General features: G+C 66.8%; 15 protein-coding genes and 5 pseudogenes. 14 read left to right on the plus strand and 6 right to left on the minus strand.

Going from position 1 to position 15,785, the window contains the following annotated elements:
• Position 1 precedes the first annotated feature (1 nt).
• Positions 2–421, plus strand: coding sequence for a fumarate reductase subunit C (locus CBI38_RS34420; protein ID WP_204165057.1), 420 nt, complete (start codon positions 2–4; stop codon positions 419–421).
• Entirely contained in the window at positions 418–804 is a 387-nt protein-coding gene (gene frdD / locus CBI38_RS34425; protein WP_109335909.1) for a fumarate reductase subunit FrdD, read from the plus strand. The genes CBI38_RS34420 and frdD overlap by 4 nt, the downstream gene beginning before the upstream one ends.
• 380 nt (positions 805–1,184) lie before the next feature.
• On the opposite strand, the pseudogene CBI38_RS40855 reads toward frdD, so the two are convergent.
• Positions 1,185–1,716, minus strand: a pseudogene (locus CBI38_RS40855) (DUF305 domain-containing protein).
• Positions 1,717–1,780: 64 nt separating this feature from the next.
• Here CBI38_RS40855 and CBI38_RS34435 point away from each other — a divergent pair.
• Both CBI38_RS34435 and istB read left to right on the plus strand, forming a co-directional pair.
• Positions 1,781–1,951 (plus strand): annotated as a pseudogene (locus CBI38_RS34435) (IS21 family transposase); the annotation flags it as partial.
• A gap of 75 nt (positions 1,952–2,026) precedes the next feature.
• On the plus strand, positions 2,027–2,764 hold the full coding sequence (gene istB / locus CBI38_RS34440) for an IS21-like element helper ATPase IstB (RefSeq protein ID WP_109335910.1): 738 nt from the start codon (positions 2,027–2,029) through the stop codon (positions 2,762–2,764).
• Between the two features lie 217 nt (positions 2,765–2,981).
• On the opposite strand, the pseudogene CBI38_RS34445 reads toward istB, so the two are convergent.
• Positions 2,982–4,582: pseudogene (locus tag CBI38_RS34445) on the minus strand (ISL3 family transposase).
• A gap of 276 nt (positions 4,583–4,858) precedes the next feature.
• Between CBI38_RS34445 and CBI38_RS34450 the strand changes: the two are divergent.
• Together CBI38_RS34450 and CBI38_RS34455 are read left to right on the plus strand one after the other, a co-directional pair.
• Positions 4,859–5,320, plus strand: coding sequence for a hypothetical protein (locus tag CBI38_RS34450; RefSeq protein ID WP_230990342.1), 462 nt, complete (start codon positions 4,859–4,861; stop codon positions 5,318–5,320).
• A 215-nt stretch (positions 5,321–5,535) separates the two neighbouring features.
• Positions 5,536–5,955: a hypothetical protein gene (locus CBI38_RS34455; RefSeq protein WP_230990343.1), complete on the plus strand. Its 420-nt coding sequence runs from the start codon at positions 5,536–5,538 to the stop codon at positions 5,953–5,955.
• A 117-nt stretch (positions 5,956–6,072) separates the two neighbouring features.
• On the opposite strand, the pseudogene CBI38_RS34460 reads toward CBI38_RS34455, so the two are convergent.
• From CBI38_RS34460 to CBI38_RS34470, 3 genes and pseudogenes are all read right to left on the minus strand, one after another.
• Positions 6,073–6,651: pseudogene (locus CBI38_RS34460) on the minus strand (IS1634 family transposase); the annotation flags it as partial.
• The gene (locus CBI38_RS34465; RefSeq protein ID WP_230990444.1) at positions 6,587–7,081 is read right to left on the minus strand and encodes a PDDEXK family nuclease; all 495 of its coding nucleotides are present in this window, start codon (positions 7,079–7,081) and stop codon (positions 6,587–6,589) included. The gene CBI38_RS34465 and the pseudogene CBI38_RS34460, both read right to left, overlap by 65 nt.
• Before the next feature lie 280 nt (positions 7,082–7,361).
• The gene (locus tag CBI38_RS34470) at positions 7,362–7,727 is read right to left on the minus strand and encodes a hypothetical protein (protein ID WP_109335911.1); all 366 of its coding nucleotides are present in this window, start codon (positions 7,725–7,727) and stop codon (positions 7,362–7,364) included.
• Positions 7,728–8,182: 455 nt separating this feature from the next.
• Here CBI38_RS34470 and CBI38_RS34475 point away from each other — a divergent pair, with 455 nt between their 5' ends.
• From CBI38_RS34475 to CBI38_RS34510, 8 genes are all read left to right on the plus strand, one after another.
• Complete coding sequence (locus tag CBI38_RS34475) at positions 8,183–9,016, plus strand: ATP-binding protein (RefSeq protein ID WP_230990344.1); 834 nt, start codon at positions 8,183–8,185, stop codon at positions 9,014–9,016.
• Between the two features lie 238 nt (positions 9,017–9,254).
• Positions 9,255–9,506: a hypothetical protein gene (locus CBI38_RS34480; protein ID WP_230990345.1), complete on the plus strand. Its 252-nt coding sequence runs from the start codon at positions 9,255–9,257 to the stop codon at positions 9,504–9,506.
• Positions 9,507–9,817: 311 nt separating this feature from the next.
• Positions 9,818–10,414: an LNS2 domain-containing protein gene (locus CBI38_RS34485; RefSeq protein WP_162603378.1), complete on the plus strand. Its 597-nt coding sequence runs from the start codon at positions 9,818–9,820 to the stop codon at positions 10,412–10,414.
• A 371-nt stretch (positions 10,415–10,785) separates the two neighbouring features.
• Complete coding sequence (locus CBI38_RS34490; RefSeq protein WP_109335913.1) at positions 10,786–11,118, plus strand: hypothetical protein; 333 nt, start codon at positions 10,786–10,788, stop codon at positions 11,116–11,118.
• 44 nt (positions 11,119–11,162) lie between these two features.
• Positions 11,163–11,780: a hypothetical protein gene (locus CBI38_RS34495; RefSeq protein WP_157180134.1), complete on the plus strand. Its 618-nt coding sequence runs from the start codon at positions 11,163–11,165 to the stop codon at positions 11,778–11,780.
• A 546-nt stretch (positions 11,781–12,326) separates the two neighbouring features.
• Positions 12,327–12,494: a hypothetical protein gene (locus tag CBI38_RS40860; protein WP_016881771.1), complete on the plus strand. Its 168-nt coding sequence runs from the start codon at positions 12,327–12,329 to the stop codon at positions 12,492–12,494.
• On the plus strand, positions 12,472–14,328 hold the full coding sequence (locus tag CBI38_RS34505; protein ID WP_418328363.1) for a hypothetical protein: 1,857 nt from the start codon (positions 12,472–12,474) through the stop codon (positions 14,326–14,328). The genes CBI38_RS40860 and CBI38_RS34505 overlap by 23 nt, the downstream gene beginning before the upstream one ends.
• Complete coding sequence (locus CBI38_RS34510) at positions 14,328–15,125, plus strand: hypothetical protein (RefSeq protein ID WP_109335915.1); 798 nt, start codon at positions 14,328–14,330, stop codon at positions 15,123–15,125. The genes CBI38_RS34505 and CBI38_RS34510 overlap by 1 nt, the downstream gene beginning before the upstream one ends.
• A 119-nt stretch (positions 15,126–15,244) precedes the next feature.
• Here CBI38_RS34510 and CBI38_RS34515 read toward each other — a convergent pair.
• A pseudogene (locus tag CBI38_RS34515) lies at positions 15,245–15,773 on the minus strand (helicase associated domain-containing protein).
• Between the last annotated feature and the right edge of the window lie 12 nt (positions 15,774–15,785).

The following is a 15,785-nucleotide window of genomic DNA, read 5'->3' on the forward strand; positions in this document are numbered from 1 at the left end:
CATGGACACCGCTCCCGCCGGCGCCGGACCCGTGTACACGGCTCGCGCGTACCGGCAACCGGTGTCGCGGTTCTGGTGGCTTCGGCGACGCTCGTACTTCCTGTTCATGATGCGCGAGCTGTCCAGCGTGTTTGTCGCGTGGTTTGTGGTGTTCCTGCTGATGCTGGTCGCCGCGGTCAGCTCCGGCCCCGTGGCCTACCAGGAGTTCCTCGACTGGAGCGCCCGCCCATGGGTGATCGCGCTCGACGTGATCGCCTCGGCTTTCGTGTTGCTGCACGCCGTGACGTGGTTCAACCTGGCGCCCAAGGCGATGGTGGTCCGGCTGCGCGGGCGGCGAGTCCCGCCTCGTGTGGTGCTCGCAGCGCATTACGGGCTGTGGGCGGCGTGTTCGGCGGTTGTGGCGTGGGTGATCTTGCGATGACGGCAAAGAGGGCACCGGCCGGGAAGCAGAGCACCCCGAGATCGCTGGAGCCTGCAGCGTGGCTGTTGTTCAGTGCGGGTGGCATGATCGCGGCCCTGCTGATTCCGGTCCTGCTGGTTTTGTTCGGCATCGCGATCCCGCTCGGCTGGTTGGCCGCGCCCGACCACTCCCACCTGCTCTCGGTGCTGCACCACCCGGTCACACTGCTGGTGCTCTTCGGGCTCTGTGTTTCGGCATTGTTCCACTGGGCGCATAGATTCCGCTCCGTCCTGAGTCACGGGTTGCGCCTCGAGCGGGCCGGTGGGGTGATCGCGGTGCTGTGCTACGGCGGCGCGGTGGTGGGGTCCGTCGTGGCCGCGTATGTGCTCATCAGTGCGTGGTGACGGGCAAGGGCGCCGGCGCACGATCGGGTGCCGCCGGCGATGGTCACCGACACGGGGTTGACGGTGTCGGCGCGCGTCGGCCGGTGTCACGGTGATCGCGGGATCGGGGTCGGCTGCCGGTGCGGTGGTGTTGTTCGGTGTGGGGAGCCGGTGCCCGACGGTGCGCAGGGGCAGGAGGGTGAGAAGACCGGCGAGGGCGATCAGGACCGGGGTGCGGCGGGTCGGGTGCGTGTGCATGAGAGTGGTCGTTCGTACCGAGCGGAAAGGGGCTGTGACGCGAGGTGCAACGGCGGGTTGAGTGCTTCGATGCTTCGATGCGTCGAAAGCGGGAGGGGTGTGGGGTGGACCCGGGAAGGGCGGTCCACCCCACAGATCGTGGATCAGTTCGGTTGCAGCAGCGCCTGTATGGTGGTGATTTCGGCCCGCTGAGCGCCGATGATGTCGGTGGCCATCTTCTTGGCGTCGGCGTTCTCCCCGTCGGCCAGTTCGGTCTGGGGCCATCTCGATGGCACCGGTGTGGTGCTCGATCATCATCGTCAGCCACATGGTGTCGAACTCGGCGCCGTTCTTGCCGCGAGCTCACTCATCTGCTGCGCGGACATCGTTCCGCTCATGCCGCCCGCGGCGTGATCCGTCCCGCTCATCCCGGCGGCGGCCTTGGTGGTGGGGGCGGGTTTGCCCGGCCCGGTGAGCAGGGTGGACATCTGCTCCATCTCGGGTCCCTGGGCGGCCCCGATGGCGTTGGCCAACTCGATCACCTGCGGCTTGGTGCTGCGGCCCTCGACCATGGCGGCCATCTCGACCGCCTGGGCGTGGTGCGGACATCATCTGCAGGAACATCACGTCGGCGTCGTTGAACGCGACGACGCCCTCGGCCGTCCCGGCGGCGGTGGTGTTCGACATTTGGCTCATGTCGTGGCCTCCGCCGCCGTTGTCGCTACAGCTGGCGACGACAAGGATCGCGGCGGCACCGTCGAAGGTGGTGTCGATGACCGCACGCAGGTTGGCCGATCCGGCGGCGGTGATTGCCGGCCTGCCACCGGATTCGCGTCCTCTTCCCACCGTCGCCCCCTACGACGAGTTGCTGCGGCGGCGACCGCCACCCTCCGCGGACGCCGTCTCTGCACGGGAAGGAGCATCATCATGACCGGGTCGCCCCCCCACCTCACCGGCCGCCGCACGGCGCCGGCGTGGACTCACCCCCGAGGCCGCCGCCACCGCGATCGAGCAGGCCTGCCGTGATCTGCGGCTGCCGACGGTGCGCACCCGGTTCGAGGACATGCTCACCGTCGCCCACAAGGAGCAACTGACCTACGAGGGCTTTCTCGCCGACCTGCTGCTGGCCGAATGCGACGACCGCGCCCGGCGCCGCAGCATCCGCCGGGTCAAGGCCGCCGGATTCCCGCGCCAGAAATGGTTGGCGGACTTCGACTTCGACGCCAACCCGAACGTCAACCCGGCCACCATCAACAGTCTCGCCAGCTGCGTCTGGGTCCGCAAGGGCGAACCGTTGTGTCTGATCGGGGATTCCGGCACCGGCAAATCGCACCTGCTGATCGGCCTGGGCACCGCCGCCGCCGAGGCCGGTTTCCGGGTCCGCTACACCCTGGCGACGAAGCTGGTCAACGAACTCGTCGAGGCCGCCGACGAGAAAATGCTCGTCAAGACCATCGCCCGCTACGGGCGGGTGGATCTGCTCTGCGTTGACGAGCTCGGCTACATAGAACTCGACAAACGCGGTGCCGAGTTGCTGTTTCAGGTTTTGACCGAACGTGAGGAGAAGAACTCCGTGGCGATCGCGTCCAACCAGTCATTTTCGGGTTGGACCCGGACGTTCACCGACCCGAGGCTCTGCGCGGCCATCGTCGACCGACTCACCTTCGGCGGCGCGATCATCGAAACCGGCACCGACAGCTACCGGCTCGCTCAAACCAGGGCAGCAGCTCAAGCCGCGAGCTGATCGGAGGCCATGCGGGCGGACGGACAACACCGTCGACGTCGCGGCGTCCAGCCCGGACATTCGACCAACCCAGAACGCCCAGTTCACCGCATCAGGGTGGGGCCACTTCAGGCCGTCACGCCTCCACGAGTAAGGGTCGGCTGGGGCCAACTCGAGCCGACAAGGTGGGGCCAGATCGAGGGTTCTGGCCCACTTTTCGTGATGGTTCCTGAGTGTGTCAGTGGCTGAGTAGTATTCGTTTGCGGAGGAGGTCGAATCCGGCACGTCCGTACATCTGCCGCTTGAGCATTTTGATTCTATTTACGTTGCCCTCGACAGCGCCGGAGTTGTGGGGCAGGGTCAGCCCGCCCCGGACGGCGGCGTGGTCGCGTTCGATTCCCCGGACGAATCGTTGCAGGTGTGGCAGATCGTCCGACGCGACGGCCACCATCCAGGAGGCCAGACGGTCGCCGTGGCGGCCGGTGAGCATCTCGGCGAACGCGGTGACGTGCGCGGCCGTGGTCTCGAGGTGCTGGCAGCTGGCGAGGACCTGTTTGAGTCCGAGTTGCTCGTCGTCGGTGAGGTTGTCGGGATGGTGCAGCATCCACGAGGTAATGGTCCGAACCTTCGGGACTTTCGGTGTGGCCGGCGGGGCGGCACCGACGTCGCGGAACGGGCGGAGGTAGTCGCGGACGGTGGCGTAGCTGCCGCGATAGCCCAAGGCCCGGATCTCGTCGAAGAGGGTGAGGGCGGTCGTGCATCCGTCGTTCCATCGCTCGTGCAGGTGCTCGGTGAACTCGTCCAACACGTTGCGCCGGCCTGCCCGCGGTGTGACCAGCAGTTCGTCGACGCTGCCAGCGCGGTAATACCGGCGCACGGTTTCCTTGGCGAGTCCGAGCTCCCGCTGGATCGGTTTGATCCCCTTACCCTGGGCCTTGAGCGCGGCGACGGCCTCGTAGCGGCGCTTGGTGCGGGCGACGAGGACGGATTGTTCTCGGTGTGCGGTGTGCGCCTGTTCGGCGGCCCGCCGGAGGTCTTCCGCGGCGGTGCGTTCGATGATGGGTTCGGGGTCGACTGCGGTGTTGGCGCGGAGGCAACCGTGCTGGGCGGCAACGGTTTTCTCGACGGCTTCGGCCAGGTTGTGCCATAGGTGCCAGCGGTCGGCGACCTCGATCGCGTCGGGGGCTCCGGTGCGCGCCCCTTCGGCGTACGCGCCGGCGCGATCGCGGCACACCACGGTCGTGCCCGGGTGTGCGGTCAGCCAGTCGGCGAAGGTGTCGGCCTTCCGGTCGACGAGGACGTCGACGGGCCGGTGGGTGGCCATGTCGATCAGGACGGTCCCGTACCGGTGCCGTCGGCGCAGGGCGAAGTCGTCGACACCGAGGACCTCCACCGTTGCCGTGGGCGGGTCCGGAAGCGCACGTACAAGTCGTAGCAGGGTGCTGCGTCCGACGTGCACTCCGAGTGCTGTCGCCAGTCGGGCTCCGGCTCGGCCGGCGAGCGCCAGCCCGATCCTTTCGAGGGTTCCCCGCAGCGGTGGGGTGCGTCGCGCATATCGTGTGGTCACACCGTCGATCTGCTCGGCGAAGGTGCGGCGCTCGCAGTCGGCGGTCAGACACAGGAAGCGCCGCACCCGCAGGACGAGGCGACTCGGCCGATTTCCGATCGCGGTGTCGGCCACCGTGCGTTCGTATCGGCTGTGCACCCGATCGGAGGTGTCACCGCAGGCCGGGCAGGACGCCGACACCGACAGTGGGGAAGCACGAATGCTCACCCCGCCCCAGCGACGTCGATCGAATCAATCGCCACACCCACCAGGTGGGGAAGCAAAACACGCAGGTCACAACAGCTTCCAAAACACCAGCAAGATCATCTCCCGCGCATTCCACGTCTCATCGGAACGACACGCCGCCACGATGGACCATCACGGAAAGTGGGCCAGAACCTGAAAACTGAACCCGCCTGCCATACCGTGTTCAGTTTTCACGTTTCGTCGACACCAAATCGGCACAGTTCGACGGATACGGCCGGACACTCGAACCGAACCTCGACACCATGCTGTTAAATCCCGCGGATTCGCTTTCGGTGGCAGGCTGCGCGTGTCCATGACACCAGATGGGCAGACTGGAACACATGACCGAGTTGCTACTCGACAACTCGCAAGGATCCAGAGCCTACAACGTCCTCGCCGAGCTGGACGCGACGTTCGGTGAAGAGAACGCCGACGCACCGCTCGGCCCGATCGCCGAGTACAGCGGCGCGGCCTCACGCTCGGAACTCGGCGGCGCCGAGATCGTGCTCGCCATCCCCGGCGAATCGGGGGGCCAGGCCACCTCCACCGCGTTGGCGGTGCTGGGTCCTTACCCGTGGCCGTTGCGGTCGCTGCGGGTGCTGTCCACTGCGGATTTCGACTGCCTCACCGACGCGATGGAGCTGCCGCCGCTGGTGTCGGTGGAGGAGGCCGGCCGCCGATGGTCTCGGGATGAACCGTCAGAGCGTGCTGAAGGCGATCGAGGGCAAGGTGCTGCCCGCGACGCGTGTGGGCGGCACCTGGGTGCTGCGGCAGTCCGTGGGTGACTGTGCCCGCGCCCGCCGCGGCGCATAGCCGGCAGCGTTATTGCGCGGAGCAGGAATTGCGGAAGATCAAGCGGAGTCACCGACCGTCCACGTCCAGGTGGAACGCTCACATGTATCCCCGCACCGATAGGAGTTCCTTGTTCAGTTTCCTTCGCCGCCATTCCGCGGCGCCCGCCAGCGATTGGATGGCGACGCGAGGGAACGTCGGAGAACGCGTGGATGCGGGGTCGCCGGAGAACTATGCCCGTCTGAAGCAGTTCGCGTGCGACTTCGTGGTCAGTGGCTCCTACGTCGAGCCAGATGGCGACGAGCACGAGCTCTGGCGTGCCGGCAAGCTCGTTCCCTGGTACATCAGTCACCTCCTCGATAACGGACGGCACTTCGGGTCCGGGGTCGACATCGCCTGCCACGCAGAGGAACCGGCCGTGGATCTGTGGGAGGCGGGCCGACTGTGCCCGAGCTGGGATCAGACCGTGGCGTTAGCTCGACTCCTCGATGTACGGGTTCGCGACCTTACTCATCCCGACGCGCGACCTCACCACCATGAGGATCGCCCTCGCTACCGGGTCCGGGACAACGCCATTCTGTCGTTCGAGCCTTCGGTGCTCCAGGCCGCCGCATCGTCCACCACATGATTCTCATGCTGGTATGTCCGGACGGCACGAGCCCAGGGCCTCGGATCTCGGACTGGGTGCCGACCAGGGGAGATGAAAATGACTGAGAGCCTGACTTGCACAGTTTTAGTACCCCGATCAAGGGGCGGGTAGTTCAAGCGCGGTGAGGATAGCGGCGGCATCTGGTGTGCTCAGGTCCGCTGCTGTGTGGGGTCGGCCTGCGATCGTCAGAGTGATCTCCTGGAGCGGCCGCAGGACTTTCACGATGCGCCTGATCGAGACCCCGGTCTCGGTCTGCAGGTAGCGGGCGATCGCGAGGGCGGTGAACACGATGGTCAGGTGCGCTTCGATCGCGTCTCGGGTGTGGTGGAACATCGGTCTGGCTCGAAGGTCGGTCTTCGACATGCGGAACGACTGCTCGACGTGCCAGAGGTCGTGGTACTTGTCGATGACCTCGCCCGGGGTCATCAGCGCATTGGGGATGTTGGTGACGTAACCCTTCAATCCGACCAGCGATCGGGCGCGCTCGAGGGCTGAGGTGTCGAGGCTGCCGCCCTCAGTGGTGGTCTTGACGAACCTGGTCGCCTTCGGTGGCTTGTCGCCGTCGACGATGCCGCGGGCGCGAGCTTCCTGAGCATTGAGGGTCATATTGTCACGGACCGCGCGTCGCTTCGAGTACTGCCAGACTGCCCGCCAGGACTTTGGATGGCGGGGGTCCGTGGCCGATCTGGACGATGCCGATTTCGACTCCGAAGAAGCCGAGGTCGCTGTTGGTGCGTTCGTTGAGCCAGTCGAGGGCGCTGCGGAACTCTTCGCGGAAGTTGGGAGCGACCCAGATGACGGTGGAAGCGTCGAGGCCCGAGGCGTAGACCAAGCATTGTCCGAGGTGTCCGTGATCGGTGCGTTCGAGTTGGTTCTCGATGACGACGGAGCGGTCGTTGCCGTCCTTGGCGTGGATGTCGAGGCGGAAGTCACCGATCCGCACTTCGGTGGCGACGACGGTCAGAGTCATTTCGAGGGCGTCGGCGAGGACGTCGATGTTCTCGGCGAGCCACGGTGTGAAGTCCCCGGATTCGGAGGTCCACACCGATCTGGCGTCCGCGATTCGGCGCAGCCTACCCAGGTTCTTGCTGTCGAGTTCGTCCATGTCGACTCGCCCCACTTCCGAGCACGGTACTCAGCTGTGGGCTCAGCGTACGGCCGACCGACCGGTGCGGTGCCGAGTTCATGACCGGAATTGGCCTGTGTGTGGTGCAGATATAACGCAGCCACGCAGAGGGACCGCGGCGTCCGCGGTCACCAACGCCCGTTTCCGCGGCATCGGTGCCCTGGGGTGCGGTGTGGATGCTGAGCGGCGTAGAACGGCCACCGCGCCCGCGCCGCCGCGGTGGACGAGGGTTCCGGCGCGTGTCTTCCCGCGGAGCGGGTCATGTTCCCCGGGCGTTCGATGAGGGTGGGGCGTGTGGGTTCGGCGGGCCGCCGGAGGCGACGGTGAGTGTCCAGTCGCGGCGTTCGGTGACGGCGCGGTGTAGGTGCTGTGCCCAGCGGCGGCATTCGTCGCCACTGCGATCGTGGGTGATCGTGATTCGTCTGGTCCACCTTTCGGGTATCCCGCGGTCGTTGATCGCCAGCCCGATGACAACCCGAAGATCGGGATCGGGCGTTCCGGTGACCACGATGCGGCCGGGTTCGCCGCCCATCTCCATCCGGGCCCCGAGTACCGCGGCGATTACTTCGGCCACCTCGAGCACGGACTTCCCCCCGAGCACGTCGATGTAGTCGACTTCGGTCATCTCGGTCCTCCATTCCGTGCCGGCCGCATATCGCCGGCACCTGGAACCGAATCACATCACGCACGTCGGTCGACGGCCCGGGTGGCACCGACGGCTCGGGTGGCACCGGCGGCCCGGGCATCAGCGGCTGGAACGGGTCGGGCGCTTCGGGCTGCGGCCACACCCCGGGTCGGGTGCACGCCTGTGCCGTTACCGCGTGCGACCGAGCGCACGGTGCGTTGCGTGAACGGGAGGTGCGGTCGTATCGGTCTTTATAAAGGGACTTCTTATAGAGACTGATAATGTCTGATGAATGGATCCAGTCCTGAACCCGTTCAAGCCCGGAGCCGGTCTGCGCCCGCCCATTCTCGCTGGTCGCGACACTCTGTTCGGGGAAACTCGCCACCACGCTCGCCACCAGCCTGCGGGGCGCGACGCGACGATTCGACCCGCGCAAGCTCACCCAACTGTTGGGTGTGTTCACCTCGTTCACGGTGTCGCTGAACGTGGGTGTGGTCACCCTCGGCGTCGATATCGACCCGGCTGCCGGGTTCGCCGATACCGGCCGGTTGTCCACCGACCTGACCGACCTGTTCGTCGTTCTCGGTGAGACCGTGCGTGAGCTGGGTGTCGGTGCGCTGATCCTGATCGACGAGCTGCAGGAGGCCACGGCCGAGGAGATGGCGGCGGTCAGCACCGCCCTCCATCAGATCAGTCAGACCTCGCCGGTGTTGCCGTTGTTCCTGGTCGGCGCGGGCCTGCCGTCGCTGCCGTCGCAGTTGGCCACGGCCAACAGTTACGCCGAGCGGCTGTACCAGTTCCGGGCCTTGTCGACCCTGAGCGAGCCGGACTCGCGGGCGGCGCTCGTCCAACCGGTCATCGAGCGGGACGCCGAATGGGACGAGGCGGCACTGCGGCTGGCGCTGGACGCAGCCAACGGCTACCCCTATTTCCTGCAGGAGGTGGGGAAAGCGGTGTGGAACAACGCCTTGGGTTCGGTTTTCACCGTGGAGGACGCGCGGGTCGGCACCGATGTCGCGCGGCAGGAAGTCGATGCCGGTCTCTACCAGTCGCGGTGGGACCGTGCGACACCGGCGCAGAAGGACCTGCTGCGGGCCCTGGCGGAGGAAGGCGAGGGCGAGGGTGTCGTCGTCCGGGACCTGGCCAGGGCCATGGGCAAGCCCAGCGCGTCGGCGCTGTCCGTGCCGCGCGACGAACTGATCAAGAAGGGCCTGGTCTACGCCCCCGAACGCGGCGTCCTCGCGTTCACTGTTCCCGGCTTCCACCAATTCATCGGCGACCAAGACTGAGCTGATTGCTCGATGCGGCCGCGGCGCCCCGCAGCCACCCCCCGAGCGAGTGCGGGCCGGCAGACCACCCGTCGATGCCGGAACCGGTGAACGCGACGGGCGCCGATGCTTTCGTCACGCGGAACGAGTCCCCGCAGCGTGTAGCCCGCTGGTTCGCGCGGGTTGTGGTGCGGTCCTTCATCTCCGGGGTGGCCTCGTCATCCGGCGACTACGCTCGACGTGGAGCTGGGATCGGACGGTGGCCCGTACAGCCGGTTTCGTCAAGCAGGTGGTCTCCTCGACGCTCTACCACCCGGACGGAACGATCGAAACCACACGTGATCCCGCGGTGTGGACGCTCGCGCACCGCGGCTACAGCGGCTGCGGTCGCCTCGACGTCTGGGTCTACCGGACACAGGCCGCCGCGCTGCAGGCGGGTGCCACCCTGGCGATGGACTGCGGTATGGACGAGGATCCTCGCGCTACCGAACTGTTCGAGGCCCGCCGCTAGACGGCGGTGATGGAGCGGTACGAGGAACTGAGCCCGGAGGGGCACCTCTTGCGGGTCCAGGCCGCGTTCCTGCAATTAGACGACGCCTGAGGGGGCATCCAAGGCTTCGGAAACCCGGGCTTCATGGATGATGTGGCCGCCGGTTTCGGCGCTGTCCCTCTCGCTGGAGGGCTTTGTCGACGCCGTGAACAAGCGTACTTCGGATCTCTTTCCGTCCGGATGAGGTCCTCGACACGAGGCTGCAGGGCGTTCCCCCGCGTGTGGACATCATGAACACTGGGAAGGTCGAATGGACACAGAGGGGGATCACCATGGCACGGCAGAGGCATCCTCACAAGTACACACGGCGCGGTCCCGGCGACGACCGAGTCGTCCTCCTCGACGTCGACGGGGTGGTCGCCGACATGTCCATGTTCGAGCACGAACTCGCGCGCCCGGCGGCGGCGCGGTGGCCGGCGTCCTTCTCCCACCTCGCGGACGCGGAGGTCAACGCCTCGGGTTTCGACCTCGCCTGGGCGATCGAGGGACTCGGCTTCACCCTCGTCTATTCGACGACCCGGCCCGACCACACCCATGCGGGCACCCGTGCGTGGCTCACCGACCACGACCTTCCTGCCGGTCGGGCGCTGCTGTGCAGACCGCAAACCATGGCGTGGTCGTCGACCGCGGCGGAGGTCAAACGCTCCCACTGCCGGCTCGTGCGACGGCAGCATCCGCAATGGCTGCGCGGGTTCGTCGACGACGAAGCACCCATCGTCGACCACTTTGCCGGCGAAGGCCTTCCCGCCCTGCTCGCCGCCGATCTCGCCGGTCTCGGTTCCCGGGCACTCGGGCAGGTCTTCGACGGCACCGAACAGGCCCCCACCGCCGCGCAGCATCACACCTCGATCACATCGAACTCGGCGTAGAGCCACGACCGTTACGTGTGTCGAACACAGCCCGGGTGAAATCCGCCCCGTCTCCGGCCGTCCGGGCGGCCGAGTATGCCGGCAACGTGGCGAGGGGTCGGCGCCGTGCCGACGACATCGTCGACGAGCCGCCCGGATCGTCTGCCATCAGGGTGACGCCGTCACTCGCGTGACCGGTGACGGCATCAGGTAGTTCGGCTGTGCCCCACCGGACCGGCTGTGCCCGGTCCGCCGGGGCGAGTCAGGTCCATGAGCGTTGCCGGGAACGCGCAATCAGCCTCTTCCCCAGTTCGTGGCGCGGGGTAATCGGTCGGGAGGTGGCGAGATGGATCGCGAGACGACACTCGACTTCGATCTGGACTTCGATCCACGTGGCGTGGACCGTTCGCCCCAACACGGCGGGTATGCCCGTCCCCTGGGGTGTGGGGATCGAGTTGCCGACGTCCTCGGTGACCCAGCTCGATGCGGCCTTCGCTGCCCGGTTGGAGAAGATGCGCGATTCACCGGTCAACCAGGATCGCTACGTCGTCCTGCGGAGCGTGCACGGCCGGGTGGAGGCCGACCTCGTCGAGTGGTTCGACCGACGCGAGCAGGCGATGCAGGCCGCACACCGCCGGCACCAGGCATTCATGCCGCGGTGCGATCCCGGTGGGCTGGGGGTGGGCGAGGAGATCGAGATCCCATCCGGGAGCGCGGCGTCGTGATCATCATCGACGCGGAGGATGTCGGCACGAGGCAGGATGAGGCAATGAGCGACGGAGTTCTCTATGACAACTGTTGCGGCGAGCCCATCGCCTGGGCACGGGTCGGCGAATCTGTCATCGGGGAGGAGTGGACCGGGCACGGCCACGTAGCGATTACCCGGCGGCTGAGCCCGGCGGAAGCGGTACGCAAATACGGCCCGGTCACAGAGGTGGTGGTCGGCCGGGGCGGCGGCTTCAAGTCGGTCACCTACGGTGCCACCAGGTTCTTCTCCCGATTCGTGGACCCACGGGGGACCGGGTTGTACGACGACGGGGTGGTCGTAGTCGACGACCCCGCCCGGGACGGCTACCAGTGCCCGGTCTGCGGGGCTGCGCCCGGTGCGCAATGCGTGAACACGAAGGGGAAGCCCTGTGCGACACACGGGAAACGATCGGAGGGGCGCAGCCGCCGGGAGATCGAGCGAGCACAGGAAGCGGACCGGATCGCCCGTGAAGAAGCAGAAGCCGCGCAGCAGTGGAAACGCGATATGGCTACCCCACCCGTCGTCGGCGACGTCATCGAGATCAAGCGGTGGAAGTGGGTCGGGGCCCCGGCGCGGGAGTTGGTTCCCGATGTCCCCGATCACGCGACTGTTCAGCGAACCTATGCCAACACACGGTGAGTGGTACCGCTGAGAGCAGCGAGCATATGTTCCTGGCGAATAACGAGTTCACCGATGATTGGCACGAAATCTGTGGCCAGCCGACATCGATGCGTTTGCCCTGCAAGAACGGCGGCACCGGAGTGCAATGCCGGGTCCGGCACAAGGCGGAAGAACACCTACGCGAGGACACGCCGTGGGAGTGACGCATCGTTCGACGACGAGCGCGGTCGGGCGATAGGCAACGCGAAATCCGACCGAAGCCCGGGGTGTCGGGTCAGCATGCACGCCTACGTGCAAACTCACGTGCAAACCTGCGCGTAATATCGCGTGCGTTCTTGCGCGCATCGACTAGTATGAACTGCGGCGGGCCGGGAACACGCACGGCGGCCAAGGGGAGCGGATGAAGGAGTGGACATGGCGCAGGTCGGAAGACGTGGAGGCCACTCTTCGCGGCCGATCGAGGGAGGTCGAACTGCTGCCTCCGTGTCGGGAAGAGATCCCGACACTGAGCCATCCACTGCGGGTTTGACGTCAAAGCTCGAATCCCGCAAGGGTCCGGTAAAGGTGCAGCTGAACACGTGGGTGTTGGCCTCGACGGAGGCCCGGTTGAAGTGGCTTGCGGCGAACCGAAGGTTCACGGTCACCAGCGTCGTGGACGTGGCCCTGCAGGAGTTGCTCGACCGCTACGACGTACCACCGGCAGATCCCGATGGCCAGATCCGGGAGCAGTAAGGTGAGCGGTGGACCCGAGCAGTTCGCCCTGTTCGAATTGTCCTCGCCGACTGCACCTCTCTCTCCACAACCACCTGAGAATCCCGGCGTGGACGATGGTGATGCCCCGGGGGAGGCCCTCCCTGAATCCGCGACTGTGGCATCGGCTGAGGCGGATGATCCGGAGCCTGACGAGCCCACCGCTGATGACACGACAACATCACCCACACCGGTGTGGGAGTCGCTGCCGGTCGGTGTCGAGGCGGACGAGCACGCTTTGATCGTGACCGCCGCGGGAACGTACACGCCGTCCGGGCGGGAGTTGACCGGACCGGTCGATTCGGTGGAGAAGCTCGACAAACTTGTTCGCTGGGCCGCTTTGACGCCGTTGGGTTCGCCGCCGCAGGTGTGGATCGTGGGCCAGGACGCGTGCGAAGCGTTGGGGTGGGTGATCGACCCGGGCAGCGAAGACGACTTCGACGATATGGAGGCGCTGCGCACCCGCGCCGCCGCCGACCTGACCGCGGTGCTGCAGGCGACGTTGACGCCGATGCTGAGTGCGGGCTGGGAGCTGCGCGGTGATCCGGGGCATGTGGTGCACCTGTCCCGGTCGATCGGCAAGTTCATTTCGATGGTCGATGTGGTGATCGAGCCGTACGTGTGGACCTATTGGAACAAGGACTTCGGTTGGAACAACCGGGTCGGGGAGATGGGGATCCTCGGCTCACCGACGGCGGGAACGTATCTCCCCGACGAGGACCTGCCGGCGGCGCGGGAATTGGGTCGCCGGTTGGCGTGGTCCGCGAAACACCTCGGGGTGCTTCCGGGGCCGACACCGGCGCGGACCGGTGCGGCGATCGTCGACAAGATCAAGCGGGAACGCACCCGGTCGGGCAAGGGCCTGGTGGTGGCGACCGCCGGGCCGGTGCCGCCGCTGGACGGGGCCCCGCGCGGGGACCTCGAACCCGCGGTGGGGTGGACACGCGTCCCGGAGGCCGATGAACTCGACAACGTCCACCGGTTGGTGTCCATCGACCAGCGGGCCGCGTATCTGGCGTCGGCGGGGATGCTCGAATTCGGGTACGGGCAGCCTGCCCATTTGACCGGCGGGGCGGCGGCCGGTGCGGTGGTGGGGGAGAAGGGGGCCCCGTTCGGGTTGTGGCGGGTCACCCTACCGGCGGCGCGGACGTTGTCGCTGCCGGAGAGGCTGCCGCCCCCGCACCCGCACATGCTGGCGGACCAGCCGGTGCAGACGTGGGTCACCTCCGTGAGCCTGGACGGGTTGTGCTCACCGGTGGCCGATGGGGGGATCGGTGCCGAACTCGACGATCTGGACATCACCGAGGCCTGGGTGTATCCGCAGCAGGGCCGGGTTTTGGACAAGTGGGCGAAGATCCTCCGCGAGGCGCGCAAGGTCTCGGTGGACACCGAGGACGTGGCGACGAAACGGTTCATCGGGTCTTGCTACAAGGGTTACATCGGGCGAATGGTGAACCCGGACATGTGGACTGCGAAGCAGATGCAGCATCACCACCAACCGCTGTGGCGGGCGGCGATCATTGCGCACTGCCGGTGGCGCGGGCGCCGGGTGGCGATGCGGATCGCCCGCGAGCACGGCCGCTGGCCGGTCCGCACCGTCACCGACTCCTGGGTGTACCTCCTCTCAGACGGCGAGGACATCGCCGACCCGAGTGAGGCGTTGGGGAAGATGTCGGTGGAGAAGGACATATACCTGTCCGACACCCTGCTGTCCGCGTTGGCGTCGGCTCAGGATGTGCATGAGGTGAATCTGGCGATCAGGGCGGCATTCGCCGACGACGAGTTCGCCGCCGACGAAGGGGAAGGGGGACTCTGATGGCCCTGCACTTGCCGAAGCCGCGCACCACGAAGCCGGCGCAGCAGGCGGTCGGTCTGGACGGCCTCAAGGTCTCGGTTGCCAACGCCGCGACCAGCGGGGTGGAAAAGTCGAAGCAGGTCAAGTCCGGGGGTTTGGCGGGGCTGACCAGCAAGGTTTCGGTCAAACAATTACGCAAGGAGCTCGGCAACGAGGGGTTGCGGCAGGCGGCGATCGATGCCGGCCGTACACCCCCGTCGGCGCGCACACTGCGCCGGTGGGCGCAGCAGGGCCGGATCCCGCACGCGGATGTTCTCGAGCGTGCGCAGCGGCGTGCGGCGATCGAACGCCTGGGTGGTGTCGATGCGGTGGCGGCGATGATCGGCCGGTCCCGCTCCGCGGTCTCCCGATACCGGTCGGGGGAGACGAACGAGTTGCGTGCGGACGCGAGCAAGAAGCTCAAGAACGTGAAGGCGCAGGACATCATGAAACGCGCCGGAGTGTTGCGGCCGGACGGAACCCCGAAAAGAGCGGTCATCCGGGTCAAGGGTGGTGTCATGGTCCGTAACGGCGCCGACGAGGGCTACGACTACCGGGTCCGGACCCTGGATTTCGCGAACTCGGATACACCGTTCACCAGTGAGGAGTCCCGCGAACTGGCCGCCGCGTTGGCGAATGACGATCACGCCCGGGTCGTCGCGTTGCTGGAGCGGCACGCCACCCTCGACTACCCGGAGAACAAGGGCTTCGACAAGTACAGCGACCAGTTCGGATTCCACTTCGACCACATCGATTCCGTCCACATCGACTGGATCTAGAGGCCGTCGCCGATCCTTACGGTGGTCGACGACATTGGCCGGCCCGCTGTTTCGGGCTGGGCAGGTCAAAGTTTTTCCATGCGTTGACACATCACTGCCCGGCCGATAGAGCGCAAGCGTCACCGGCGCCCGTGAGACAGGGCGGTCGAATGCCTGACCGTCGGGCCGTGTGCCGATATTCGCGGCCCCCGCGGCCGTCGGAGGGGGGAGACCTCGAGGACCGCGAGGGAGCGACGTTCGTCGTCGGGCAAGGCGTCGGCCCGTCACTTCTTCACCGCCCGGTAGAGCCACTGACCCACTTGCTCACCGTCGGCGGTGCCATAGTTCGCGGGAACGAGTGCGTCGCCGTGCTCTTCGCGGTAGGTCGCGATTTCGGTGAGCATCCGTCGCCGCTTGCCGTCGGCCGGTGACACGGCAGGAAGTGAGTTGTCGTCATCGCTCCATACGAACCCGACCGCATCGAGTTGCCGAATGCGGTGGACCGGCAGGGTGCCGAGCATCCGGGCAACCCGCTGGCGGTCCTGCCAGCGTCCCAGTCGGATACCGCATTCGGTGACGTAGTCGGCGGGGATCGCCGTCCGAGGGTGCTGGTGACCAAAGGTGCGGTAGAGCTGCAGAGGTGAGGCCGAGGACTGGTTTAGCTCGCATCGAGATCGCATC

Origin of the sequence: Rhodococcus oxybenzonivorans, from assembly GCF_003130705.1 — a bacterium.
Classification (GTDB): domain Bacteria; phylum Actinomycetota; class Actinomycetes; order Mycobacteriales; family Mycobacteriaceae; genus Rhodococcus_F; species Rhodococcus_F oxybenzonivorans.